Consider the following 23715-nt stretch of genomic DNA (forward strand, 5'->3'; position numbering starts at 1 on the left):
CAGAGAGATAGACAACACAGTGGGCAAAACTGCCCACTGATGTCTCAGGATATTTCACGACGGAAGGGCGGCAACGCATTGAGGATCGCCTTGCCATAGCGCTGGGTGACCAGGCGCCGATCGAGCAAGGTGATGGTGCCGCGGTCTTCTTCGGTGCGCAGCAGACGCCCGCAGGCCTGAACCAGCTTCAGCGAGGCATCGGGCACGGAGATTTCCATGAACGGATTGCCGCCACGGGCTTCGATCCATTCCGATAACGCCGCTTCGACCGGGTCGTCCGGCACCGAGAACGGGATCTTGGCGATCACCACGTGCTCGCAGTACGCACCCGGCAAGTCGACACCTTCGGCAAAACTGGCGAGACCGAACAGCACGCTGGAATCACCGCCATCGACCCGCGCCTTGTGCTTGTTCAGGGTTTCCTGTTTCGACAGGTTGCCTTGAATGAACACTTGCTTGCGCCAGTCGCGGTCGAGGCCGTCGAACACGTCCTGCATCTGTTTGCGCGAAGAAAACAGCACCAGCGTGCCGCGCGAACCTTCGACCAGATCCGGCAGATCACGAATGATCGCAGCGGTGTGCGCGGGGGCATCACGCGGATCGGCCTTCAGGTCCGGCACGCGCAACACGCCGGCATCGGCGTGATGGAACGGGCTCGGCACCACGGCGGTGACGGCTTTTTTCGGCAGACCGGCGCGCATGCGGAAGCGGTCGAAAGTGCCCAGCGCCGTCAGCGTTGCCGAGGTCACCAGGCAACCATAGGCCACGTTCCACAGACTGCGGCGCAGGGTTTCGGCAGCGAGGATCGGGCTGGCGTTGACCTCGATGTCAAACAGCGAGCCGCTTTCGGCCAAGGTCAGCCAACGCGCCATCGGCGGACTGTCTTCCGGGTCTTCGGCGGTGAACGCGGTCCATAGCTCCCAATTGCCGGAGGCGCGAGACAACAGGCTGCCGAACAACGGATACCACTCTTCGGCCTGATTGCTGGCGATACCGATGTTGACCTCGCCGTCCATGCCTTCCTTGAGCAGGTCGGTCAGACGGGTGAACAGATCGTTGAGGCGCGAGAAGCCCTTCTTCAGCTCGATGCCCATTTCGCGCATGTGCTCGGGAATCACCCCGGCGACGAAACGATGACGCGGCCGCTCACGGCCCTCGACATCTTCGCCGGGTTTGAAATCGGCAACCTGCTCGCAGGCGCTGAACATGAACTGTTGCTGGGCCTTGATCTCCCGCGCCAGCTCCGGCACCTGCTCGATCAACTTGCCGAGATCGCCCGGCAGCGGATGCTGGGCGAGCAGTTTGGTAAGGTTCTTCGCGGTGGTTTCCAGCCAGTCAGCGGTGGAACGCAGGCGCGTGTAGTGGGCGAAGTGGCCGATCGCCTTGTCTGGCAGGTGGTGGCCTTCGTCGAACACGTAAATGGTGTCGCGCGGATCGGGAAGCACCGCCCCGCCGCCCAAGGCCAGGTCAGCGAGGACCATGTCGTGGTTGGTGACGATCACGTCGACCTTGCCCATGCCTTCGCGGGCCTTGTAGAAAGCGCACTGGCCGAAGTTCGGGCAATGACGGTTGGTGCACTGGCTGTGATCGGTGGTCAGACGCGCCCAATCGGCGTCTTCCAGCGCGTTCGGCCAACTGTCGCGGTCGCCGTCCCACTTATTGCCGGCGAGTTTCTCGATCATGCTGGTGAACAGCTTCTGACTGGCCTCATCAACCTCGATCTTGAAGCCTTCTTCTTCGAACAGCTGGGCGGTGGCGGTTTGCGCGTGACCTTCCTGCAAGAGCATGTCGAGTTTGGACAGGCACATGTAGCGGCCACGGCCCTTGGCCAGAGCAAATGTGAAATTCAGCCCGCTGTTGCGCATCAGGTCGGGCAAATCCTTGTAGACGATCTGCTCTTGCAGCGCGACGGTCGCGGTGGCGATGACCAGACGCTTGCCGGCGGCCTTGGCCGTGGGGATCGCCGCCATGCTGTAGGCCACGGTCTTGCCGGTACCGGTGCCGGCTTCCACCGCAACAATTGCGGGGTCGCCACTGCGCCGGCCTTCGTCGTCGGTGTCGATATCCCCGAGGACTTTGGCGATTTCAGCGATCATCAGGCGCTGGCCGTAACGCGGCTTGAGGCTCTTGGCCTCTAGAAAACGCGAATAGGCGCCCTGGATCGTGGTTTTGAGTTCAGTGCTGATCATTGAGTGTCGGGCGCAAAAACGCTGGATAAATTTTCAGTGGTTCGGTTCGGCGGCTATCATACCCCGCGAATCGATCCCGCGCAGAACGGAGTACCCCAATGACACCTTTTAGCCTCGTTTATCCCCTGCATGTCCTGTCCGCCCTGGTGTGGGTCGGCGGCATGTTTTTCGCCTGGATGGTCCTGCGGCCCGCGGCTGTGAAGGCCCTCGACGGACCTGCCCGCCTGACCTTGTGGGTGGAAGTGTTTCAAGGTTTTTTTCGCTGGGTATGGGTCGCGGTGATCCTGTTGCCGATCAGCGGCGTGGGCATGTTGCATCTGCAGCAGGTCGGGTTTGAGACCGCGCCAAAATATGTGCAGGTGATGATCGGGTTGTACGTGGTGATGACGGCGCTGTTTATCCGGATTCAGGGGCTGATGCTGCCGGAGTTGCGCACGGCGGTGGACGCGAAGGATTGGCCGGCGGGTGCGGCGGTACTGGGGCGGATTCGCCGGGTGGTGGGGATTAATTTGATTGTGGGGTTGGTGCTGGTGGCGATTGCGGCGGCGAGGCCGTGATCGTTCCCACGCTCTGCGTGGGAATGCCGCAAGGGACGCTCCGCGTCCAGTGACGCCGAGCGTCACGGGCTGTGTTCCCACGCAGAGCGTGGGAACAATCAGTAAAAGCGCTTACAAACGCTGCACGGTCACCGCACCCGCCGCCCCCACCGGCCCAGGCTGACCATCCGCCCCGGCCTTGCCGTTCTTGCCGCCATCGGCGCGATACACCAGGCAGCCCTTGGACTTGCCACCCTTCCCTGCCTTACCGCCAACACCGGCCGGGCCACCGGCACCGCCAGCCACGTTGACCTTGATCAAATCGGCCGGAAACTCGCGTGGCACTTCCAGGCGCACTAGCGCACCCGGGGCACCGGGCTGACCGTCGCTGCCGTTACTGCCATCAAAACCATGACCAGCCGAGCCATAGGTGCAGCCCGGATCTTCACCGTTGCCGCCATCGAGCCCGACAAAACCCGGTGCACCGGTGCCGCCACGGGCATCAACCGACAGCTGCGGCGCGTTCAATGCCTTGAATTGCAGATTCAGATTACGCCCGGCACGCGCAGCTTTTTCATAGGTGCCCGGTGCGCCGCGCGCGGTAATTTTGCTGCCTTCGCTCAGCTCGGCGCGCGCGACCTTCAGGTCCAGCGCCTGTTCACCCGGAACGATCGCAATGCGCGCTTCATGACCAAGGCGCAGTTCACCGACGCTCAACTCGGTCACGTTGGCAGGAATCAACAGCGTGCCGAAATCGGCGACTTCCAGTTTTTCCAGCTGCAAGGTGCTGGCGGTGTTGGGCAAACGCATCAGCGAATTGGTTTCGACACTGACCACCTGGGCGCAGGCCAAAGGACTGATGAATGCAGCGAGCAGGCAAAGTTTACGCATGGGAAGAAGCCTCCGGAGCGGCCGGGGCCGGGATGGTTTGCAGGTGGAATACGCCGAACAACAGAATGCGGCCACGGTCACGCCAAGGGTGCGGACGGCCTTTGAGGCTGCGATTGCACAGCAGCACTTCGAGTACATGAATCAGCAACAGCAGACCACCGGCCAGATTGACCAGCAGGTGCAGCGGATGTACGAACGGCACCAGTTGATTGGCCAGCACCACGCAGCAGAACAGCAGGGTCAACAAACGCCCCAGCCCCCAGAACAGTTTCATACGCTCCCCCGTGTTGCGAATTATTCTTTGGGCGCACAGTAACGGCTTCTGCGGGGGATAAGCCAGAGGGGAAAATGAAAAAACTTCGTTACACCGCCAAATGGCTGCCGGAACGACGATGATCGTCGCCCGGCAGCTCTAGCCTGCGCCCTTCAGACGCGTCCTAACGATTGATGTGCAACTCCACGCGACGGTTTTGCGCGCGTCCCTCGTCGGTGGCGTTGTCGGCCACCGGTTCGCTTTCCCCGCGACCTTCACTGGTGAGTTTGTTCGGTGCCAGGCCCTGGCTCAGCAGATACGCCGCAACACTGCTCGCGCGCCGTTCCGACAAGGCCTGGTTATACGCATCCGAGCCTTTGCTGTCGGTATGCCCGATGACCTTGATGCTCACCACGTCAGCATTGCGCAGCTTGTCCATCAGCGTATCGAGCTGGGCTTTCGCCGCCGGAGTCAGGTCGGACTTGTCGAAATCGAACAGCACGTTGCCGGCATCGCTGAGGGTAATCACCTCAGTCTGCGGCGCTGGTTCTGGTACTTTTTCGGTGACTGGATATTGCGGCAGCGGGCAACCGCGGTGATCGACCGGGGTATTTTGCGGGGTGTCCGGGCAACGGTCGCGGCGGTCGAATACGCCGTCGTCATCCTCATCGCCGTCCTGGGCATAACAGATCAGTCCGCCGGTCAGAATCCCCAGCGCTGCGCCGCCACCGGCCCAGCCGGCACTTTCAATGGCGCCGAGACCGCCACCGACCAGCCCGCCGATAAGGCTGCAGATCGGCCACGTACGTTGATTGAGGGGGGCAGTGCCATCGCTGTGGGTGGCGCAACCGGTGAGCAAGCTGCCTAGCAGTAGTACCGGCAAGACGGACCTTGAGAAAACACTCATTGTGAAAGCTCCTGTGTCACCGGCCCATACCGGTTACACAGGAGTAAAGACCCGCATCCGCGACTGCACAAGCCGCGGATGCGAGAGGTCTAGCGGACGATTTTGATTTCGGTACGACGGTTTTGCGCGCGACCATCAGCCGATTTGTTATCAGCCACAGGCTGGCTTTCACCCAGACCGGACACCGACACGAAGCTGGCCCGCGGTACGCCCTGCTGGATCAGGTACTCAACCACCGAGTGCGCACGACGATCCGACAGTTTCTTGTTGTAGGCATCGCTGCCGACACTGTCGGTGTGACCGGTCACGGTCAGTTGCGCGGTAGAGGATTCCTGTTTCAGGCGCGTGGCGACCTTGTCGAGCACTTGTTTGTCAGGACCGGTCAGCGTGGCTTTGTCGAACTGGAAGTGCACATCACGAATGACGATGGTTTCTTCCTTGACCACTACAGCTTCTTCAACCACTGGCGCAGGGGCAGGTGGAGGGCAGCCGTCAGCATCGACTTGCACACCTTTCGGCGTGCCCGGGCACTTGTCGCGACTGTCCGGCACACCATCGCCGTCTTCGTCGCCATCACCGTGCACCCAGCAATAGGCTGCCGCAGTACCACCGACGATCAGCGCGCCGTAACCCGCCCACGCCGAGCTTTCCGTCGCGCCGAGACCGGCACCGACGACACCGCCGACCGCCGCACAGGTCGGCCAGTCGGTTTTCTGCAAACCTGCACAACCAGTCAACACACTGGTTAGCAGAACCAAGGGTAATGCTGTCCGAACTATGCTCATCTAGTTTTCTCCTGAGGGATCGGCTTAGAACCGATTCAGGGAGTAAAGACCGGAGTTTTAATCTCCGCCAGCAATAGGCCACTGCTGTTTGCGACCGTGTTCACAGGACTTTGGCGCTTTTGCCGAAAACCCGCGAGACAGGGCGCTAGGCTCCGGTGATGGAGCGCGCTAGTCTTGGCGATCTGATTGAGGAGCTACGATGAACGTCGCCATTTCTTCGCGCACGCCACAGCAGGCGTTGGCTGCTTTACTGGATCGTTATGCCCCGGCACGCTTGCTGTTGATCGGCGCCAGCGAGTTTCCAGCGTTGAGCGCTTTTAAAGAGGCACATCCGGACACCGTCGTCGCCCATGCTGCGCCGGGTGCGTTGCCTGCAGAGGTAGCGGCTCAGCGTTTCGACCTGGCGCTGGTGGTCGATTGCCTGGAACATCTGCCCAAGCGCGATGGCCTGAACCTGTTGGGCGGGATTCGCAATTTGAACGCCAGCCGCATCGCCGTGCTGGCGGATCTGGCAGCCTGTGGCTGGCAGGAAACCGACTTTTATTCACTGGCCCTGCAAGCCAGCGAGCGCTTCCAGCGCGACGATCAAGTGTTGACGCTGTTCACCTACGATCTGCTTGAATACAAACAAGTCCCCGACTGGCTCAACTCACGGTTCTGGGCCAATCCGGAAAACTTCGGCAAATACTGGTGGTAATGCAATGAGTACAGCCATTTGCCCGTGCGGCAGCGGCAATCTGCTGGAGGCCTGCTGCGGCCATTATCACGCAGGCCTCCCGGCCCCGTGCGCCGAGGCCCTGATGCGTTCGCGCTACAGCGCCTATGTGCTGGGGCTGATCGACTATCTGGTGGCGACCACCCTGCCCGCCCAGCAAGCGGGCCTGGATCGCCAGTCGATCAGCAACTGGAGCGCGCAGAGCACCTGGCTGGGCCTTGAGGTGGAGCACTCGGAGGTCTTCGGCGGCCAGCCGGAACACGCCTTTGTCACCTTCACCGCACGCTGGCATGACAGTCAGGGCGAACACAGCCATCGCGAGCGTTCCTCGTTTGTGCAGAACACCGGGCGCTGGTACTTCATCGATCCGACGGTGCAGATGAAGCTGGGGCGCAATGACAGCTGCCCGTGCGCGAGTGGGCAGAAGTTCAAGAAGTGCTGCGCGGGGTATTTTGGCGCTTAAGATCAAAAGATCGCAGCCTGCGGCAGCTCCTACATGGAATGCGTTTCTCTGTAGGAGCTGCCGAAGGCTGCGATCTTTTAGCGTCTAGACTGGCACCAAAGGGAGTCAAACCATGCTCGGTCGTCGGCGCACCTGCCAATGCTTCATTCTGATGCTGATCCTGAACCTCGGCGGCTGTGCCTCGTGGTTCAGCGACGACAGCGTCGACCCCGCCGTGCATCTGGTGAAAGTCGAAGTGGTGCGCGCCAAACTGCTCGAACAAAAATTCATCCTGCACTTTCGCATCGACAACCCCAACGACAGCGACCTGACCGTGCGCGGCCTCGAATACCGCATTCATCTGGCCGACATGCTGCTGGCCGAGGGCGAGCATGAACACTGGTTCACGGTGGGACCCAAGCGCAGTGCCTATTTCAAAGTACCGATCCGCACCAACCTGTGGCCGAAGGTAAAAGACGTGGTGAAAATGCTGAAAAGTCCGACCCAGCAGATTCCCTATCGCTTGCAGGGTGAAATGGAAACCGGTTTATTCATCGCTCACTACGTGCACCTTGAGCGCAATGGCGTGATAATCCCCGCCGATTTTATTCCGGAGCAACACCGATGACCCAGCAACCTCATGTCCATGGCCCTGACTGCAACCACGATCATGATCATGACCATCATCACGATCATGACCACGGCCACGTCCACGGCCCGAACTGCGGCCACGCTCACCAGGAACCGGTGCGCAACGCCCTGAAAGACGTCGGCCGCAACGACCCTTGCCCATGCGGCAACGGCAAGAAATTCAAAAAGTGCCACGGCGCTTGATGCTCAAGGCGAAGACCTTCTTCGCCTGACACACCGCTATCGCGAGCAGGCTCACTCCTACAATTGACCGCGTTCTTTCAGCTGGAATGCAATCCACTGTAGGAGTGAGCCTGCTCGCGATAGCGGCGGCACATTCAACGAAGTGTTTTCAGCCAGCCGCCAAAATCTGTGCACAGCTGACCACCGTCGCATACTCCCCGTGCAAATTCCCCAGCGACATCGCGTGCACCTCTTCAGCCGTGCGCAGCGTGCCGAAATAATCGGCCTTGTCGAAGGTAAAGCACGCATCCTCCGCCACCCACGTATCAAACCCCAGGTTACCCGCCGAGCGCGCCGTTGACTCAACCGAGTTATGGGTCGCCACACCCACGATGATCAGTTGCCCGACCTCCGCCTCACGCAACTGCACCTCCAAGCCGCTGACACAAAACGCATCCGGCACCTGTTTCTGAATCAGCCATTCGCCGTCCTGCGGCAAAAATCGCTGCTGAAACTCAACGCCGTCCTGCCCGGGCCAAAACACCGAATCCGGCTCGCGCGACAGGTGCTGCACATGAATCACCGGCCTTGAGCTACGCCGCCAAAACCCCAGCAGATCAAGAATCCGTTCCTCAGCCAGAGGATTATTGCGCGGCCCCAGACGCGGCTGCAGGATGCCTTTTTGCTGGTCAATGATGATCAGTGCTGCGTTGGCCTGAAGCTCCATGGCGATTTTTTCTCACGCGGGGTCATTGAATTCTGCGCAGTTCAGCATCACCTCCTGATAACAGGCAAGCTATCGAACGCACACGGGATCACCTGACGCCGGCGTTTGCTGTCCGCACGTAAGCCATTTTCTGATTTGGAGCTTTCCATGATCGACCTGTATTACTGGACCACCCCCAACGGCCACAAGATCTCGCTGTTCCTCGAAGAGGCCGGCCTGCCGTACAACGTGCACCCGATCAACATCAGCCAGGATGAGCAGTTCCAGCCGCACTTTCTGAAGATCGCCCCGAACAACCGCATCCCGGCCATCGTCGACCATGAACCGGCCGATGGCGGTGAGCCGTTGTCGTTGTTCGAATCCGGGGCGATTCTTTTGTATCTGGCGGAGAAGACCGGGAAGTTTCTGCCCAAGGATCTGCGCGGTCGGCAAACGGCGTTGCAGTGGCTGTTCTGGCAGATGGGCGGATTGGGGCCGATGGCCGGGCAAAATCATCACTTCAGCCAGTTCGCCCCGGAGAAAATCCCTTACGCGATCAAGCGCTACATCGACGAGACCGCACGTTTATACGGCGTATTGAACAAGCAACTAGCCGATAACGAATTTGTGGCGGGCCGCGAATACAGCATTGCCGACATGGCGATTTACCCGTGGATCGTCTCGCACAAATGGCAGAGCCAGAATCTGGAAGACTTCCCGCATGTGCAGCGCTGGTTCAACCACATCAAGGATCGCCCGGCGACGGTGAAGGCGTATGCGCTGGTGCAGAAAATCAATCCGCCGAAATCCTGAACCAACCGATTTGTAAGGCTGTTGAGTAAAAACTGTGGTGAGGGGATTTATCCCCGACCGGCTGCTTAGCAGTCGCAAAACCTGCAAATGCGGTTTAACTGGCAGACCGCGTTAACCGGATCAGGGCCGCTTCGCAGCCCGTCGGGGATAAATCCCCTCACCACAAGTACTGGGCTCGACTTCCAGGTTGCTGTTTATCAGACAAATCCTGAAATAACCCCCGCCCCCGCTTGCGCGGCATCCTCCTGCTCACTAACGTAGCGCCTTTACTGACGCTACCCCCCGCAGGAGCTTTGCCATGGCCTCGCCAGCCCTCACACATTTTCTTCCCCGGTTCGGCGTTGCCGCAGCAGTGGCCGGTGTTTTGGGCCTGTCCGGTTGCCAGACCTGGAACGCTCAGGACACCCTCCCGCCGACCTCCGGCGTGCAACCGCTCAAGGGCCTGGCGCAGAACGTGTCGGTGCGACGCAATGCCATGGGCATGCCGTTGATCGAAAGTAATACCTTCCACGACGCGCTGTTCAGCCTCGGCTACGTCCACGCCAGCGATCGCATCAACCAGATGGTTACCTTGCGCCTGCTGGCTCAGGGCCGTCTGGCGGAAATGTCTGGCGCCTCGATGCTCGATGCTGACCGCTACATGCGCGCGGTCAACCTGAAGAAAAGCGCCGCCGAGCTGTATAATGCCTCATCGCCACGCCTCAAGCGCTTCTTCGAAGTCTATGCGCGGGGCGTCAATGCCTACCTGTTCCGCTACGCCGACAAACTGCCGGGTGACCTCGCCTCCAGCGGCTACAAGCCCGAATACTGGAAACCCGAAGACTCGGCGCTGATTTTCGCCCTGCTGAATTTCAGCCAGTCGGCCAACCTGCCGGAAGAAATTTCCGCGCTGGTGCTCGCGCAAACCGTCACCACCGACAAACTCGCCTGGCTGACGCCGTCCGCTCCCGATGAAAACCTGCCGCTGGCCGAAGCCGACAAGCTGCAAGGCCTCAAGCTCAACGGGCAGATCCCCGGTCTGACTGAACTGAGCAGCGCCAGCCAGCAACTGTCGGCGCTGAACCTGTTGGGCACGACCTCTTCGAACAACTGGGCGATCGCCCCGCAACGCAGCCGCAGCGGCAAGAGCATTCTGGCCAGCGATGCCCACGGGCCGCTGGCTGCGCCTTCGCTGTGGAGCTTCGTGCAGATCCGCGCACCGAAATATCAGGCGGCGGGTGTGACCGTTGCCGGTTTGCCGCTGGTACTGGGTGGTTTCAACGGCAAAGTGGCGTGGAGCATGACCAGCGTGCTCGGCGACAACCAGGACCTGTTTCTGGAAAAAATCCGTCGTCAGGGCAGCAGCCTGGCCTATGAGGTCAACGGCAAATGGCAGCCGCTGGGCGTGCGCAACGAAACCTACTTCGTCAAAGGCCAGCGACCGGTTCGCGAAGCGGTGTACGAAACCCGTCACGGTGCGCTGCTCAATAGCGCCCAGGCTGCCGCGCAAGGCAATGGTTTCGGCGTAGCGTTGCAGACGCCGAGCTTCACCGACGACAAGTCGCTGGACGCTTTTTTTGATCTGACCCGCGCTCAAACCGTTGAACGTGCATCGGACGCCAGCCGTGAAATCCGCGCCATCGCGCTGAATCTGGTGTTCGCCGACGCGAGCAACATTGGCTGGCAAGTCACCGGCCGCTACCCCAATCGCCGTGAAGGCGAAGGCCTGCTGCCCTCGCCGGGCTGGGAAGGTCGCTACGACTGGGACGGTTACGCCGACCCGATGCTGCACCCCTACGATCAGGACCCGGCGCAAGGCTGGCTCGGCACCGCCAACCAGCGCGTGATTCCTCACGGTTACGGCATGCAGCTGTCCAATTCCTGGGCCGCACCGGAGCGTGGCGAACGCCTGGCGGAACTGGCCGGCAGCGGCAAGCATGACAGCCGCAGCGTGATCGCCATGCAGTACGACCAGACCACTACGTTTGCTGCCAAGCTGAAGAAGGTGTTCGAGGCACCGGGCATGAAACAACCGCTGAAACAGGCGATAGATGCCCTGCCGGAAGCGGATCGCAGCAAGGCGCGCGAGGCTTTCACGCGGTTGATGGCGTTCGACGGCAAGCTCAGCCCGACCTCGGCGGACGCGGCGATTTATGAGCTGTTCCTGCAAGAAAGCATGAAGCAGATCTTCCTCGACGAACTGGGTCCGGAATCGAGCCCGGCGTGGAAAGCGTTTATCGCCAACGGTGATTTGTCCTACGCGGCACAGGCCGATCACCTGCTCGGGCGTGAAGACAGCCCGTTCTGGGACGACATTCGCACGCCGCAGAAAGAAGACAAAGCGCTGATTCTCGCCCGCAGCATGGCCGCCGCGATCAGCGCGGGCGACAGTCAACTGGGCGGCGATCACAAGGCTTGGCAGTGGGGCAAATTGCACAGCTATACCTGGAAAAACAGCAATGGCCAGAACGTGCGTGGCCCACTGGCGGCGGGTGGCGATCACACCACGTTGAACACTTCGGCGTTCGCCTGGGGCCAGGATTTCACCACCAGCCGTGCACCTTCGATGCGTTTCATCGTCGACTTCGGTCAGGCTGAACCGCTGATGGGGCAGAACGGTACAGGGCAATCGGGGAATCCGGTCAGCCCGAATTACCTCAACGGGATTGATGCATGGTTGAAGGGGCAATACATCGGGTTGCCGATGCAGCCGCAGAACTTTGACCGGGTGTATGGCAAAACTCGTTTGACTCTTACCCCGGGCAAGTAACGGCAAGATCAAAAGATCGCAGCCTGCGGCAGCTCCTACACCGATCAATGTAGGAGCTGCCGCAGGCTGCGATCTTTTGCTTTTTACCCCCGCGAAAAAGTCGATAGAACTTCCAGCCCAGCGCCAGCCTCATAGCTAACAAGCCCCCCATTCTGGTAACGACATGGACCTTGTTATCGCGCGTCCCGAAGGTCTTTATTGCCCTGCGGGTGATTTCTACATCGACCCCTGGCGCCCCGTCGAGCGCTCGGTGATCACCCATGCCCACGGCGATCATGCCCGCACGGGCAATCAGCATTACCTTTCCAGCAGCGCCAGCGAAGGGATTTTGCGCGCGCGTCTGGGCCAGGACATCAACCTGCAAACCCTCGCCTACGGCCAACGCCTCACCCACCACGGCGTCACCCTGAGTTTTCACCCCGCCGGCCACGTGCTCGGCTCCGCACAGGTGCGTCTCGAATACGGCGGTGAAGTCTGGGTCGCCTCCGGTGATTACAAGGTCGAGCCGGACGGCACCTGCGCGCCCTTCGAACCGGTGCGCTGCCACACCTTCATCACTGAATCGACCTTCGGCCTGCCGATCTATCGCTGGCAGCCGCAGGCGCAGATCTTCGCCGAGATCAATCAGTGGTGGGCAGCCAACATCGCCGCCGGCAAGGCCAGCGTGCTGTTCTGCTATTCGTTCGGCAAGGCCCAGCGGATTCTCCACGGCATCGACGAAAGCCTCGGGCCGATTCTCAGCCATGGTGCGGTCGAGCCGCTGAACCGGGTGTACCGCGAAGCAGGCGTGTATCTGCCGCCGACGATTTACGCCGGTGACGTCAGCAAAAATGATCCGCTCATGCGTCAGGCTTTAGTCATCGCCCCACCCTCGGCCGGCGGCAGTAGCTGGATGCGCCGCTTTGGCGACTTCAGCGATGCCTTCGCCAGTGGCTGGATGCGCTTGCGCGGCACCCGCCGGCGGCGCGGCGTCGATCGCGGTTTCGTGCTCTCCGATCACGCCGACTGGCCCGGCCTGTTATGGGCGATCAACCAGACCGGCGCCGAACGGGTGATGGTCACGCACGGCTCGATCGGCGTGCTGGTGCGCCATCTGCGCGAGCAAGGCCTCGATGCCCAAGGCTTCAACACTGAATACGGCGATGACGAGGAAGACAACATCGCCGCCGAACCCACTGTCGCCGAGACGCCAACATGAAAGCCTTCGCCGAGTTGTACGCCGAGCTCGACGCCACCACTTCAAGCAACGCCAAACTGGCAGCGATGCAAGCTTACTTCGCCCAGGCGGCGCCGCAGGACGCGGCGTGGGCGGTGTACTTTTTGTCCGGTGGACGGCCTCGGCAATTGGTGCCGGTGCGCATTCTGCGCGAGATTGCCGTGGACATGTCCGGCCTCGAACCTTGGCTGTTCGAAGAGAGTTATCAGTCAGTCGGCGATCTGGCGGAAACCATTTCGCTGGTGCTTCCGGAAAACCTGCACAGCTCCGACGCCGGCCTCGCCGAATGGATTGAAGACAAACTGCTGCCATTGCGCGGTGAAACCCCGGAGTTCCTCTCGCGCCAGTTGCCTGATCTGTGGACACAACTGGATCGGTCGAGCCTGATGCTGTGCATCAAACTGATCACCGGCAGCTTTCGTGTCGGCGTGTCGAAATTGCTCGTCACCCGCGCGCTGGCGTCGATGGCCGGCCTGGACAGCAAACGCGTGGCACAACGGCTGGTGGGTTACACCGATCTGTCGAACCGCCCGAATGCCGCCAGCTACCTGAAACTGATCGCCCCTGAATCCGCTGACGAACACGCCCAGCGCGGCGGTCAGCCCTACCCGTTTTTCCTCGCCCACGCGTTGTCGCAACCGGTTGAAGAGTTTGAAGCGCTGATCGGGCCGGCCAGTCATTGGCAGATTGAATGGAAATGGGATGGCATCCGCGCGCAAGTGGTCAAGCGCGACGGCAAATTGTGGGTATGGTCACGCGGCGAGGAACTGGTCACCGAGCGTTTTCCCGAGCTGGATGTGCTGGTGCACGGCTTGCCGGATGGCACGGTGATCGACGGCGAAATCGTTGTGTGGAAAAGCACTCACCCGACCACCGAAGATGCCTTCGATCCGCAATCGACAGAGCGGCCAGCGGTGCAGCCGTTCGCCCTGCTGCAACAGCGCATCGGCCGCAAAACCCTCGACAAGAAAATCCTCGAAGAGGTGCCGGTGGTGGTGCTCGCCTACGATTTGCTGGAATGGCAGGGCGAGGACTGGCGCAATCAGCCACAGGCCAAACGCCGAGCACAATTGGAAGAGGTCATCGCGCGCTGTAACAGTCCGGTGTTACTGCCCTCGCCCGTGCTGACCGGCAACGACTGGTTCGACCTTGCCCGCCAGCGCGAGGCCTCCCGGCGTTTGGGCGTCGAAGGGATGATGCTCAAAGCGCGCGATTCGCTGTACGGCGTTGGCCGTACCAAGGACATGGGCGTGTGGTGGAAGTGGAAGGTTGATCCGTTCAGCGTCGATGCGGTGTTGATTTATGCGCAACGCGGCCACGGGCGCCGGGCCAGTCTGTACAGCGATTACACCTTTGCCGTGTGGGACGGGCCGCCAGAGTCGAGTCAGCGGGCGCTGGTGCCGTTCGCCAAGGCGTATTCCGGACTGACGGATGCGGAGATGCGTCAGGTCGACAGCATTGTGCGCAAGACCACGGTGGAGAAATTTGGGCCGGTGAGTAGCGTGAAACCGAGTTTGGTGTTTGAGCTGGGGTTTGAAGGCATCGCCCTGTCGCGGCGGCACAAGAGCGGAATTGCCGTGCGTTTTCCGAGGATGTTGCGCTGGCGCCAGGATAAAACCGTCGATGAAGCGGACAGCCTCGCGACCCTGCAAGACCTGCTGGCCTGACCTTCTTTCTCAGGCGATAAATAACCCCTGTGGCGAGGGGATTTATCCCCGTTCGGCTGCGAAGCAGTCGTAAAACCTGAGTATGCGGTCTTCCAGTAGAACTGCTGGGGGCCGCTTCGCAGCCCAACGGGGATAAATCCCCTCGCCACAATAGTTTGTTGCCATGACATCGAACCAGGTTGGTGCAGCGTTATTCATGTGCCCATTTCCGGGCATTCAATCGCCCTCATCCCTCCCCGCCCAACCTTTTAAAACACTTGTTCGGGACTATGGTTCGGAAATTGCTACTTTCTATAGGTCGTACGCGTTCCAGTAACAATAATTCTGCGCCACAAGCGCTCATATTGGTTCTTAGGGATTGAATAATGAAAAAAGCATTGCTGACCCTTTCTGCACTGACGTTGTGCATGGCCGCTGGCTCCGCGCTGGCCAAGGAATACAAAGAGCTGCGCTTTGGCGTTGACCCTTCGTATGCACCGTTTGAGTCGAAAGCGGCCGACGGCAGCCTGGTGGGCTTCGACATCGACCTGGGCAACGCGATTTGCGCCGAACTGAAGGTCAAGTGCAAGTGGGTCGAAAGTGACTTCGACGGCATGATTCCGGGCCTCAAAGCCAACAAATTCGACGGTGTGATCTCGTCGATGACCGTGACCCCGGCCCGCGAGAAAGTCATCGACTTCTCCAGCGAGCTGTTCTCCGGCCCGACCGCTTATGTGTCGAAAAAAGGTTCGGGGATCACCGCAGACGTTGCGTCGCTGAAGGGTAAAACCGTTGGCTACGAGCAAGGCACCATTCAAGAAGCCTACGCCAAAGCCGTGCTGGACAAGGCCGGGGTGAAAACCCAGGCCTATCAGAACCAGGATCAGGTGTATTCCGACCTGACGTCCGGCCGTCTCGACGCCGGTATCCAGGACATGCTGCAAGCCGAACTGGGCTTCCTGAAGTCGCCACAGGGCGCCGACTATGACGTCAGCAAGCCAGTCGACAACGAATTGCTGCCAGCCAAAACCGCTGTCGGTATTAAGAAAGGTAACACTGAGCTGAAGGCGCTTTTAGATAAAGGTATCAAAGCGTTACACGATGACGGCAAATACGCCGAGATTCAAAAGAAACACTTTGGCGATCTGAATCTGTACAGCGGCAAATAATGCCTCGGCGCCCATCTTCGATGGGCGCCTTTTCCATCCGCTCAGGTTGCTGATTTATGTTCGAAACCCTCCTGCAAAATCTGGGGCTCTCCGCCTTCAGCCTCAAGGGCTTTGGTCCTTTGCTGCTGGAAGGCACCTGGATGACCATCAAATTATCGGCGTTGTCGCTGCTGGTGGCCGTGTTGCTCGGCCTGCTCGGCGCCAGTGCCAAACTGTCAAAAATCAAACTGGTGCGCCTGCCCGCCCAGCTCTACACCACGCTGATTCGCGGGGTGCCGGATCTGGTGCTGATGCTGCTGATTTTCTACAGCCTGCAAACCTGGCTGACGTCCCTGACCGACTACATGGAATGGGAATACATCGAGATCAACCCGTTCAGCGCCGGGGTGCTGACCCTGGGCTTCATTTATGGCGCGTATTTCACCGAAACCTTCCGCGGTGCGATCCTCGCGGTGCCACGCGGCCAGGTTGAAGCTGCGACCGCGTATGGCCTCAAACGCGGCCAGCGCTTTCGCTACGTGGTATTCCCGCAAATGATGCGCTTCGCCCTGCCGGGTATCGGTAACAACTGGATGGTGATGCTCAAGGCCACCGCGCTGGTGTCGATCATCGGCCTCGCCGATCTGGTCAAAGCCGCGCAGGACGCCGGTAAAAGCACCTATCAACTGTTTTACTTTCTGGTCCTTGCCGCGTTGATTTACCTGCTGATCACCAGTGCGTCGAACTTCATCCTGCGCTGGCTCGAACGCCGTTATGCCGCCGGTTCCCGGGAGGCCGTACGATGATCGAACTTCTGCAGGAATACTGGCGCGCCTTCCTCTATACCGACGGCCAGAACATCACCGGGCTGGCGATGACGATGTGGCTGCTCACGGCCTCAATCGTTATTGGTTTCCTTGTGTCGATTCCGCTGTCGATCGCCCGCGTCTCGCCGCACTTCTACATTCGCTGGCCGGTGCAGTTCTACACCTACCTGTTCCGCGGCACGCCGCTGTATATCCAGTTGCTGATTTGCTACACCGGGATCTACAGCCTCGCCGCCGTGCGTGCGCAGCCATTGCTCGACAGCTTCTTTCGCGATGCGATGAACTGCACGATCCTCGCCTTCGCCCTCAACACTTGCGCTTACACCACGGAGATTTTCGCCGGGGCGATCCGCAGCATGAACCACGGCGAAGTCGAAGCGGCCAAGGCCTATGGTCTGACAGGCTGGAAGCTGTATGCCTACGTGATCATGCCGTCGGCCTTACGCCGTTCGTTGCCTTACTACAGCAACGAAGTGATCCTTATGCTGCACTCGACCACGGTGGCTTTCACCGCGACCATCCCCGACATCCTGAAAGTCGCGCGGGACGCCAACTCGGCGACCTTTCTGACCTTTCAGTCGTTCGGTATCGCCGCGCTGATCTACCTGACCATTACCTTTGCGCTGGTCGGCCTGTTCCGCCTTGCCGAACGCCGATGGCTGGCCTTCCTCGGCCCGACTCACTAGGACCGGCCCCAGAAAAAAGAGATGCCAATGCGCCACCTGATCCATGACTTGCTGGCCCCGCTGCCGGGGACCGCACGACAGATCCACAGCTTCCACTTCGGCCCGGAGCAGGCCAAGGGCAAGGTTTACATTCAGTCCTCGCTGCATGCCGACGAACTGCCGGGCATGCTCGTCGCCTGGCACCTCAAACAGCGGCTGGCCGAGCTGGAAGCCGCCGGCCGCCTGCGCAGCCAGATCGTGCTGGTGCCAGTGGCCAACCCGGTCGGCCTCGAACAAGTGCTGATGGACGTGCCGCTGGGCCGCTACGAACTGGAGAGCGGGCAGAACTTCAACCGCTGGTTCGTCGACCTCAGCGAGGAAATCGGCAACGCCATCGAGGGCAAGCTGAACGACGATCCGCAGCACAACCTCGAACTGATCCGCACGCATCTGCGCGACGCCCTCGCCCGCCAGACCGCCAGCACCCAACTGCAATCGCAGCGCCTGACCCTGCAACGGCTGGCTTGCGATGCGGACATGGTGCTCGACTTGCATTGCGACTTCGAATCGGTGGTTCACCTCTACACCACCCCCGAAGCGTGGCCGCAGGTCGAACCGCTGGCGCGCTACATCGAATCCCAGGCAAGCCTGTTGGCCACCGATTCCGGCGGCCAGTCGTTCGACGAGTGCTTCACCCTGTTGTGGTGGCAACTGAAGGAACGTTTCGGCGAACACTTCGAGATTCCGCTGGGCAGTTTTTCCGTGACCGTCGAGTTGCGCGGTCAGGGTGACGTCACCCATCCGCTGGCCAGCCGCGACTGCCAGGCGTTGATCGACTACTTGATTCAGTCCGATGCGATCGTTGGTGAAACCAAACCGCAGCCGCCGCTGCCGTATCCCGCCACGCCACTGGCGGGTGTGGAGCCGGTGATCACGCCGGTCGGCGGGCTGCTGGTGTACACGGCGGTGGCCGGCCAGCACCTGGAAGCCGGGCAACAGATTGCTGAAATCATCGACCCGATCAACGATCGGATCACCCCCATTCATTGCACCGCCGCCGGCCTGTTATACGCCCGCTCGCTGCGCCGCATGGCCACTGCCGGCATGGTCATCGCCCACGTGGCGGGCACCGAAGCCTACCGCAGCGGCTACCTACTTTCGCCTTGAGGATGTCTGTCCCATGTACAAACTGACCGTTGAAGGCCTGCACAAAAGCTATGGCGATCATCAGGTGCTCAAAGGCGTTTCGCTCAAGGCCAAAACCGGCGACGTGATCAGCCTGATCGGCGCCAGCGGCTCGGGCAAAAGCACCTTTTTGCGCTGCATCAACTTTCTCGAACAACCCAACGACGGCGCGATGAGCCTCGATGGCCAGAAGATCCGCATGATCACCGACCGCCACGGCATGCACGTCGCCGACGCTGATGAACTGCAACGCCTGCGCACACGCCTGGCGATGGTCTTCCAGCACTTCAACCTGTGGAGCCACATGACCGTGCTGGAAAACATCACCATGGCCCCGCGCCGGGTGCTGGGTTGCAGCAAACAGGAAGCCGACGACCGCGCCCGGCGTTATCTGGACAAGGTCGGTTTGCCGGCGCGGGTGGCGGATCAGTACCCGGCGTTCTTGTCGGGCGGTCAGCAACAGCGCGTGGCGATTGCGCGGGCGTTGGCGATGGAACCGGAAGTCATGCTGTTTGACGAACCGACTTCAGCGCTCGATCCGGAGTTGGTCGGGGAAGTGTTGAAAGTGATTCAAGGTCTGGCTGAAGAAGGCCGAACCATGATCATGGTGACCCACGAGATGAGCTTCGCCCGCAAGGTTTCCAGCCAGGTGCTGTTCCTGCACCAAGGCCTGGTGGAAGAAGAAGGCGCCCCCGAAGACGTGCTCGGTAACCCGAAAAGCGAGCGTCTCAAGCAATTCCTCAGCGGTAACCTGAAGTAACGTCTCGCTCATGTAGGAGCTGCCGCAGGCTGCGATCTTTTGATCTTGTTTTATAAAGACCAAAATCAAAAGATCGCAGCCTTCGGCAGCTCCTACACTGGCATCCTGATTAAACCTTTCGCTAACTGGCGTGGTCACTGGAAGAACACCTCCAGAGCGCGCGCAGCCGGCATGGCGAAATCTACCGACCACGCAAAAACCTGGTTCAGCGCCCGCGACTGGAAGCCGTTCGCCTTTCAGAAACAGGTATGGGCAGCCGTCAAACGTGGCGAATCCGGTCTGCTGCATGCCAGTACCGGCGCCGGTAAAACCTATGCAGTGTGGTTCGCTGCGCTCAATCGCTTCGCCAAGCCCGCTGCCATTGTCGAAACCTCGCGCAAACGCAAATCACCGGCCGAACCGCTGACCGTGCTGTGGATCACGCCCATGCGCGCCCTCGCCGCCGACACCGCGCGGGCCTTGCAAACGCCGGTCGACGATCTGCAGATTCCGTGGAGCATCGGCCTGCGCACCGGCGACACCAGCAGCAGCGAACGCGCCCGCCAGAGCCGGCGCCTGCCGACCACGCTGATCACTACGCCGGAAAGCCTGACTTTGCTGCTGGCCCGCGCCGACGCGCAAATCGCGCTCTCGTCGCTATGCATGATCGTCGTTGATGAATGGCACGAACTGCTCGGCAACAAACGTGGTGTGCAACTGCAATTGGCCCTCGCCCGCCTGCGTCACTGGCAACCCGATCTGATTGTCTGGGGCGTTTCTGCAACCCTCGGTAACCAATCCCACGCCGAGCAGGTGCTGATCCCACAGGGCGGCGGCATCAGCGTGCAGGGTCAAAGCGAAAAGGCCTTGCAGGTCGACACCCTTGTCCCACCGTCCACCGAACGTTTTCCCTGGGCCGGGCACATCGGTCTGAAAATGCTGCCGCAGGTGGTCGCCGAGCTGGATGCCTGCGCCAGCACACTGGTGTTCACCAATACCCGGGCGCAGTCGGAAATCTGGTATCAGGCCTTGCTGGAGGCCCGGCCAGATTGGGCCGGGCTGATCGCGCTGCATCACAGTTCACTGTCCCGTGACACCCGCGACTGGGTCGAAAAGGCCTTGAAGGATGGTCTTCTGAAAGCCGTGGTCTGCACGTCAAGTCTGGATCTGGGTGTGGACTTTCTACCGGTCGAACGGGTGCTGCAAATCGGCTCGGCCAAAGGTGTCGCACGCTTGATGCAGCGCGCCGGGCGCTCAGGGCACGCACCGGGCCGTACTTCGCGGGTGACGCTGGTGCCGACGCATAGTCTTGAACTGATCGAAGCCGCTGCCGCCCGCGACGCCGTCGAGCAACGGCGCATCGAACCGCGCCGGTCACCGCACAAACCGCTGGATGTGCTGGTGCAGCATCTGGTCAGCATGGCTCTCGGTGGCGGTTTTCTGCCTGATGAGTTGTACGAAGAAGTCCGCAGTGCCTGGGCTTATCGCGACCTGACGCCTGCGGATTGGGCCTGGGCGCTGGCTTTCGTACGCCATGGCGGGATGTCTCTGACAGCCTATCCGGATTATCGCCGGGTCGAACCGGACGAAAACGGCGTCTGGCGAGTGCCGGATGCGCGCCTGGCACGGCGCCACCGCATGAGTGTCGGCACCATCGTCAGCGACGCCAGCATCAACCTGAAATTCTGGAGCAAGGGTGGCGGCGGCAAGCAGTTGGGCAGTGTTGAGGAAGGCTTTATTGCCCGGCTCAAACCTGGTGATGGATTTCTATTCGCTGGGCGTTTGCTGGAGTTGGTGCGCGTCGAAAACATGACAGCTTACGTCAAACGCAGCACCGCGAAAAAAGCCGCCGTACCGCGCTGGAATGGTGGGCGAATGCCACTTTCCAACGAATTGGCCGAAGCCGTGGTCAGGCGTTTCAGTGCCGCCGCGCAAGGTGAGTTTGCTGGCCCGGAAATGCAGGCCTTGCGACCATTGCTGGAAACACAGGTGCGCTGGTCGGGTTTGCCGACGACCGAAAACCTGTTGGCCGAGGTTCTGAAGTCCCGCGAGGGCTGGCACTTTTTCCTCTATCCCTTTGCCGGGCGTCAGGTGCATTTGGGGCTGGCGAGCTTGTTGGCGTGGCGCGTCAGTCAGCGCCAGCCCGTGACGTTTTCCATCGCGGTGAACGATTACGGTCTGGAATTGCTCAGCGCCACGCCGATCGACTGGGCCGAGCATTTGAATGCCGAGCTGTTCAATGCCGATGATTTATTAGTGGACGTTCTGGCCAGCCTGAACGCCGGCGAACTGGCCCTGCGACGCTTTCGCGAAATCGCGCGAATTGCCGGGCTGGTGTTCGCCGGCTATCCCGGCGCACCGAAAAGCACCCGACAGGTGCAGGCTTCCAGCGGACTGTTTTTTGAAGTGTTCAAACAATATGACGCCGATAACCTGTTGCTGGCGCAGGCCGGGGAAGAAGTCCTGCGTGAGGAACTGGATATTCGTCGCCTGGAACAGACATTGGAACGGATCAACGCGATGAAACTGGACGTGCATATGATCAAGCGTCCTACGCCTTTGGGGTTTCCGCTATTGGTGGAACGTATGCGCGAAAGCATGAGCTCGGAAAAGCTCGCTGACCGGATCAGGCGCATGGTCGGTGATCTGGAGAAAAGCGCTGACCAGGGTGGCTTGCGATGAGCGCGCCCTACCCTGTGCGCCTGGCGGGAGAAGAGCTCTGGCTGTTGCCGGAAAAAGCCCTGTACTGGCCGGCGCAACAGGCGCTGCTGATCGCCGATGTGCATTTCGGCAAGGCCGCTGCCTATCGCAGCCTCGGCCAACCTGTTCCGCAAGGCACCACGGCGAGTAACATCGCGGTGATTGATCAACTGTTGGCGAAGCTGCCCTGTCGGCAATTGATATTTCTCGGCGACTTCCTTCACGGCCCCGGTTCGCATGCCTCGGGCACCATGAGCGCCTTGGCGCAGTGGCGCTCACGCCACGTTGATCTGCCGATGACACTGATTCGCGGCAATCATGACAAGCGCGCTGGCGATCCACCCGCGTCATTGAAAATCCGCGTGGTGCCCGAGCCGATGCTACTTGGGCCGTTTGCGCTGCAACACGAACCGGATCCGCATGCTGAACGGCATGTACTGGCCGGCCACGTACATCCGGTCTATCGGCTGCACGGCAAAGGCCGGCAGAGTCTGCGGCTGGCGTGTTTCAGGTTAGGCGAACGCATCAGTCTGCTGCCGGCGTTCGGCGCGTTTACCGGCGGTTATCCGGTAGAAAAAGACAGCAATTGCAGGATCTTCGTCATCGGCGACGACGCAATTTGGCCCTTGTAGGAGCAAAGCTTGCTCGCGAAGCGATCTATCTGACTCATCCGTGGTGGATGAGCGGACATTTTCGCGATCAAGCTTTGCTCCTACAAAAGTACAAGCTACGCGGTGATCAAGCGACCGGGGCCGGTGGCGGTTCGTCCGGCAGGGTTGGCTCACCCGGCTCGGTTGGCTGTTCGTTGGGGGTGTCGGGGTCAGGCTGACCGGGAATTCCACCGGCCATGCTCAAGGCTGGTTGTGCCAACAAGGACCAGGCCAAAACGCCAATCTGATTGGGCTCAAGCCTTGCCAGCTCGGCACTGATATGCGGATCGATCTTCATAAAGCACTCCTCGGCGAAGGCCCGTTTTGCCTCAAGCAAAAACGGGCAGTACACCCCATAGAGTGTCTGCCCGCCAAAGAATTCCCGACATCCGCCGGATGGACCCAATCAGGTACGCGGCAGAGTCACGCCACGCTGGCCCTGGTACTTGCCGCCGCGATCCTTGTAGGAAACTTCACATTCTTCATCGGATTCGAGGAAGAGCATCTGCGCCACGCCTTCGTTGGCGTAGATTTTTGCCGGCAGATTGGTGGTGTTGGAGAACTCAAGGGTCACGTGACCTTCCCACTCAGGCTCAAGCGGGGTCACGTTGACGATGATGCCGCAACGCGCGTAGGTGCTTTTACCCAGGCAGATGGTCAATACGTTGCGCGGAATGCGGAAGTATTCAACGGTGCTGGCCAGGGCGAAGGAGTTCGGCGGAATAATGCAGACATCACTGTGGACGTCGACGAAGCTGCCCGGGTCGAAGTTTTTCGGGTCGACGATCGACGAGTTGATGTTGGTGAACACCTTGAAGTGATTGGTGCAACGCACGTCGTAGCCGTAGCTCGACACACCGTAGGAGATCACCCGGCTGTCGTCGCTGCCGCGCACCTGGCGCTCGACGAACGGCTCGATCATGCCCTGTTCCTGCGCCATGCGGCGAATCCACTTGTCCGATTTGATGCTCATGGCGGGGTGTCCTGAATAGCGAGGTGGAAAAATTCTGTCCGGCATCTTACCGGGCGCGCCGCCTCGTTCAAAGTGCGCACTGCAATTCTCGGCGATCCCCCATGATTTACGCGGTCTGGCGACGAACCGTCACACCGCCGATCCCTAAATCGAAGAAACCTTCGCAA

24 protein-coding genes are annotated in these 23715 nt (G+C 60.5%); 16 read left to right on the forward strand and 8 right to left on the reverse strand.

Translation table 11 applies throughout. From position 1 onward, the window contains the following. Positions 1 to 44 precede the first annotated feature (44 nt). Entirely contained in the window at positions 45 to 2189 is a 2145-nt protein-coding gene (gene dinG / locus ACZZ0B_RS19650) for an ATP-dependent DNA helicase DinG (protein WP_008085357.1), read from the reverse strand. 98 nt (positions 2190 to 2287) lie between these two features. On the opposite strand from dinG, the gene ACZZ0B_RS19655 reads away from it, so the two are divergent. Next, positions 2288 to 2746 carry a CopD family protein gene (locus tag ACZZ0B_RS19655; protein ID WP_158832046.1) on the forward strand — a complete coding sequence of 153 codons (459 nt, stop codon included), beginning with the start codon at positions 2288 to 2290 and terminating at the stop codon, positions 2744 to 2746. A 111-nt stretch (positions 2747 to 2857) separates the two neighbouring features. Here the strand turns inward: ACZZ0B_RS19655 and ACZZ0B_RS19660 are convergent, their stop codons facing one another. From ACZZ0B_RS19660 to ACZZ0B_RS19675, 4 genes are all read right to left on the reverse strand, one after another. Next, entirely contained in the window at positions 2858 to 3616 is a 759-nt protein-coding gene (locus ACZZ0B_RS19660; protein WP_463546045.1) for a collagen-like protein, read from the reverse strand. Next, complete coding sequence (locus tag ACZZ0B_RS19665; protein ID WP_440093595.1) at positions 3609 to 3890, reverse strand: DUF1145 domain-containing protein; 282 nt, start codon at positions 3888 to 3890, stop codon at positions 3609 to 3611. Before ACZZ0B_RS19665 ends, ACZZ0B_RS19660 begins: the two co-directional genes overlap by 8 nt. Before the next feature lie 163 nt (positions 3891 to 4053). Next, positions 4054 to 4776 (reverse strand): PA1041 family peptidoglycan-binding anchor lipoprotein, encoded by a 723-nt coding sequence (locus ACZZ0B_RS19670; RefSeq protein WP_008083925.1) that lies wholly within the window; start codon positions 4774 to 4776, stop codon positions 4054 to 4056. A gap of 89 nt (positions 4777 to 4865) precedes the next feature. After that, positions 4866 to 5561, reverse strand: coding sequence for a PA1041 family peptidoglycan-binding anchor lipoprotein (locus ACZZ0B_RS19675; RefSeq protein ID WP_008083923.1), 696 nt, complete (start codon positions 5559 to 5561; stop codon positions 4866 to 4868). A 199-nt stretch (positions 5562 to 5760) separates the two neighbouring features. On the opposite strand from ACZZ0B_RS19675, the gene ACZZ0B_RS19680 reads away from it, so the two are divergent. The 4 genes from ACZZ0B_RS19680 to ACZZ0B_RS19695 all read left to right on the forward strand — a co-directional run bounded on the left by ACZZ0B_RS19680 (position 5761) and on the right by ACZZ0B_RS19695 (position 7552). Continuing rightward, positions 5761 to 6258, forward strand: a complete 498-nt coding sequence (locus ACZZ0B_RS19680) for a DUF6231 family protein (RefSeq protein WP_440093591.1) — start codon at positions 5761 to 5763, stop codon at positions 6256 to 6258. A 4-nt stretch (positions 6259 to 6262) separates the two neighbouring features. Next, on the forward strand, positions 6263 to 6739 hold the full coding sequence (locus ACZZ0B_RS19685; protein WP_045123197.1) for a YchJ family protein: 477 nt from the start codon (positions 6263 to 6265) through the stop codon (positions 6737 to 6739). A gap of 112 nt (positions 6740 to 6851) precedes the next feature. After that, on the forward strand, positions 6852 to 7346 hold the full coding sequence (locus ACZZ0B_RS19690; RefSeq protein ID WP_440093590.1) for an LEA/WHy family protein: 495 nt from the start codon (positions 6852 to 6854) through the stop codon (positions 7344 to 7346). Further along, a complete protein-coding gene (locus ACZZ0B_RS19695; RefSeq protein ID WP_008083915.1) occupies positions 7343 to 7552 on the forward strand; it encodes an SEC-C metal-binding domain-containing protein in 210 nt (69 codons plus the stop codon). The genes ACZZ0B_RS19690 and ACZZ0B_RS19695 overlap by 4 nt, the downstream gene beginning before the upstream one ends. Positions 7553 to 7700: 148 nt before the next feature. On the opposite strand, the gene ACZZ0B_RS19700 is transcribed toward ACZZ0B_RS19695, so the two are convergent. Next, positions 7701 to 8258: a cysteine hydrolase family protein gene (locus tag ACZZ0B_RS19700; protein ID WP_463546046.1), complete on the reverse strand. Its 558-nt coding sequence runs from the start codon at positions 8256 to 8258 to the stop codon at positions 7701 to 7703. A 147-nt stretch (positions 8259 to 8405) separates the two neighbouring features. Between ACZZ0B_RS19700 and ACZZ0B_RS19705 the strand changes: the two genes are divergently transcribed. The 11 genes from ACZZ0B_RS19705 to pdeM all read left to right on the forward strand — a co-directional run bounded on the left by ACZZ0B_RS19705 (position 8406) and on the right by pdeM (position 22557). After that, positions 8406 to 9050 (forward strand): glutathione binding-like protein, encoded by a 645-nt coding sequence (locus ACZZ0B_RS19705; RefSeq protein ID WP_463546047.1) that lies wholly within the window; start codon positions 8406 to 8408, stop codon positions 9048 to 9050. Between the two features lie 298 nt (positions 9051 to 9348). After that, a complete protein-coding gene (locus ACZZ0B_RS19710) occupies positions 9349 to 11799 on the forward strand; it encodes a penicillin acylase family protein (protein ID WP_463546048.1) in 2451 nt (816 codons plus the stop codon). A 163-nt stretch (positions 11800 to 11962) separates the two neighbouring features. Beyond that, complete coding sequence (locus ACZZ0B_RS19715) at positions 11963 to 12997, forward strand: ligase-associated DNA damage response exonuclease (protein ID WP_008083904.1); 1035 nt, start codon at positions 11963 to 11965, stop codon at positions 12995 to 12997. Then, positions 12994 to 14682, forward strand: a complete 1689-nt coding sequence (locus ACZZ0B_RS19720) for an ATP-dependent DNA ligase (RefSeq protein ID WP_463546049.1) — start codon at positions 12994 to 12996, stop codon at positions 14680 to 14682. The genes ACZZ0B_RS19715 and ACZZ0B_RS19720 overlap by 4 nt, the downstream gene beginning before the upstream one ends. A 365-nt stretch (positions 14683 to 15047) precedes the next feature. Next, positions 15048 to 15830: a transporter substrate-binding domain-containing protein gene (locus ACZZ0B_RS19725; RefSeq protein WP_463546050.1), complete on the forward strand. Its 783-nt coding sequence runs from the start codon at positions 15048 to 15050 to the stop codon at positions 15828 to 15830. Between the two features lie 56 nt (positions 15831 to 15886). Then, on the forward strand, positions 15887 to 16615 hold the full coding sequence (locus tag ACZZ0B_RS19730; RefSeq protein ID WP_008083898.1) for an ABC transporter permease: 729 nt from the start codon (positions 15887 to 15889) through the stop codon (positions 16613 to 16615). Then, positions 16612 to 17322 (forward strand): ABC transporter permease, encoded by a 711-nt coding sequence (locus ACZZ0B_RS19735; RefSeq protein ID WP_008083897.1) that lies wholly within the window; start codon positions 16612 to 16614, stop codon positions 17320 to 17322. The genes ACZZ0B_RS19730 and ACZZ0B_RS19735 overlap by 4 nt, the downstream gene beginning before the upstream one ends. 27 nt (positions 17323 to 17349) lie before the next feature. Further along, a complete protein-coding gene (locus ACZZ0B_RS19740) occupies positions 17350 to 18468 on the forward strand; it encodes a succinylglutamate desuccinylase/aspartoacylase family protein (protein ID WP_463546051.1) in 1119 nt (372 codons plus the stop codon). A 13-nt stretch (positions 18469 to 18481) separates the two neighbouring features. Further along, entirely contained in the window at positions 18482 to 19246 is a 765-nt protein-coding gene (locus tag ACZZ0B_RS19745) for an ABC transporter ATP-binding protein (RefSeq protein WP_463546052.1), read from the forward strand. A 171-nt stretch (positions 19247 to 19417) separates the two neighbouring features. Further along, entirely contained in the window at positions 19418 to 21907 is a 2490-nt protein-coding gene (locus tag ACZZ0B_RS19750) for a ligase-associated DNA damage response DEXH box helicase (protein WP_463546053.1), read from the forward strand. Further along, positions 21904 to 22557 (forward strand): ligase-associated DNA damage response endonuclease PdeM, encoded by a 654-nt coding sequence (gene pdeM / locus ACZZ0B_RS19755; protein WP_463546054.1) that lies wholly within the window; start codon positions 21904 to 21906, stop codon positions 22555 to 22557. The genes ACZZ0B_RS19750 and pdeM overlap by 4 nt, the downstream gene beginning before the upstream one ends. A gap of 106 nt (positions 22558 to 22663) precedes the next feature. Here the strand turns inward: pdeM and ACZZ0B_RS19760 are convergent, their stop codons facing one another. Together ACZZ0B_RS19760 and dcd are read right to left on the reverse strand one after the other, a co-directional pair. Continuing rightward, a complete protein-coding gene (locus ACZZ0B_RS19760; protein WP_008083889.1) occupies positions 22664 to 22873 on the reverse strand; it encodes a hypothetical protein in 210 nt (69 codons plus the stop codon). Positions 22874 to 22981: 108 nt separating this feature from the next. After that, on the reverse strand, positions 22982 to 23548 hold the full coding sequence (gene dcd, locus ACZZ0B_RS19765; RefSeq protein WP_008083888.1) for a dCTP deaminase: 567 nt from the start codon (positions 23546 to 23548) through the stop codon (positions 22982 to 22984). Between the last annotated feature and the right edge of the window lie 167 nt (positions 23549 to 23715).

The sequence above is a fragment of the Pseudomonas sp. AC247 genome (assembly GCF_979258015.1).

Coding starts and splice junctions, on each gene's coding strand:
- dinG (WP_008085357.1), bottom strand. CDS start 2,189: ATGATCAGCACTGAACTCAAAACCACGATCCAGGGCGCCTATTCGCGT.
- ACZZ0B_RS19655 (WP_158832046.1), top strand. CDS start 2,288: ATGACACCTTTTAGCCTCGTTTATCCCCTGCATGTCCTGTCCGCCCTG.
- ACZZ0B_RS19660 (WP_463546045.1), bottom strand. CDS start 3,616: ATGCGTAAACTTTGCCTGCTCGCTGCATTCATCAGTCCTTTGGCCTGC.
- ACZZ0B_RS19665 (WP_440093595.1), bottom strand. CDS start 3,890: ATGAAACTGTTCTGGGGGCTGGGGCGTTTGTTGACCCTGCTGTTCTGC.
- ACZZ0B_RS19670 (WP_008083925.1), bottom strand. CDS start 4,776: ATGAGTGTTTTCTCAAGGTCCGTCTTGCCGGTACTACTGCTAGGCAGC.
- ACZZ0B_RS19675 (WP_008083923.1), bottom strand. CDS start 5,561: ATGAGCATAGTTCGGACAGCATTACCCTTGGTTCTGCTAACCAGTGTG.
- ACZZ0B_RS19680 (WP_440093591.1), top strand. CDS start 5,761: ATGAACGTCGCCATTTCTTCGCGCACGCCACAGCAGGCGTTGGCTGCT.
- ACZZ0B_RS19685 (WP_045123197.1), top strand. CDS start 6,263: ATGAGTACAGCCATTTGCCCGTGCGGCAGCGGCAATCTGCTGGAGGCC.
- ACZZ0B_RS19690 (WP_440093590.1), top strand. CDS start 6,852: ATGCTCGGTCGTCGGCGCACCTGCCAATGCTTCATTCTGATGCTGATC.
- ACZZ0B_RS19695 (WP_008083915.1), top strand. CDS start 7,343: ATGACCCAGCAACCTCATGTCCATGGCCCTGACTGCAACCACGATCAT.
- ACZZ0B_RS19700 (WP_463546046.1), bottom strand. CDS start 8,258: ATGGAGCTTCAGGCCAACGCAGCACTGATCATCATTGACCAGCAAAAA.
- ACZZ0B_RS19705 (WP_463546047.1), top strand. CDS start 8,406: ATGATCGACCTGTATTACTGGACCACCCCCAACGGCCACAAGATCTCG.
- ACZZ0B_RS19710 (WP_463546048.1), top strand. CDS start 9,349: ATGGCCTCGCCAGCCCTCACACATTTTCTTCCCCGGTTCGGCGTTGCC.
- ACZZ0B_RS19715 (WP_008083904.1), top strand. CDS start 11,963: ATGGACCTTGTTATCGCGCGTCCCGAAGGTCTTTATTGCCCTGCGGGT.
- ACZZ0B_RS19720 (WP_463546049.1), top strand. CDS start 12,994: ATGAAAGCCTTCGCCGAGTTGTACGCCGAGCTCGACGCCACCACTTCA.
- ACZZ0B_RS19725 (WP_463546050.1), top strand. CDS start 15,048: ATGAAAAAAGCATTGCTGACCCTTTCTGCACTGACGTTGTGCATGGCC.
- ACZZ0B_RS19730 (WP_008083898.1), top strand. CDS start 15,887: ATGTTCGAAACCCTCCTGCAAAATCTGGGGCTCTCCGCCTTCAGCCTC.
- ACZZ0B_RS19735 (WP_008083897.1), top strand. CDS start 16,612: ATGATCGAACTTCTGCAGGAATACTGGCGCGCCTTCCTCTATACCGAC.
- ACZZ0B_RS19740 (WP_463546051.1), top strand. CDS start 17,350: ATGCGCCACCTGATCCATGACTTGCTGGCCCCGCTGCCGGGGACCGCA.
- ACZZ0B_RS19745 (WP_463546052.1), top strand. CDS start 18,482: ATGTACAAACTGACCGTTGAAGGCCTGCACAAAAGCTATGGCGATCAT.
- ACZZ0B_RS19750 (WP_463546053.1), top strand. CDS start 19,418: ATGGCGAAATCTACCGACCACGCAAAAACCTGGTTCAGCGCCCGCGAC.
- pdeM (WP_463546054.1), top strand. CDS start 21,904: ATGAGCGCGCCCTACCCTGTGCGCCTGGCGGGAGAAGAGCTCTGGCTG.
- ACZZ0B_RS19760 (WP_008083889.1), bottom strand. CDS start 22,873: ATGAAGATCGATCCGCATATCAGTGCCGAGCTGGCAAGGCTTGAGCCC.
- dcd (WP_008083888.1), bottom strand. CDS start 23,548: ATGAGCATCAAATCGGACAAGTGGATTCGCCGCATGGCGCAGGAACAG.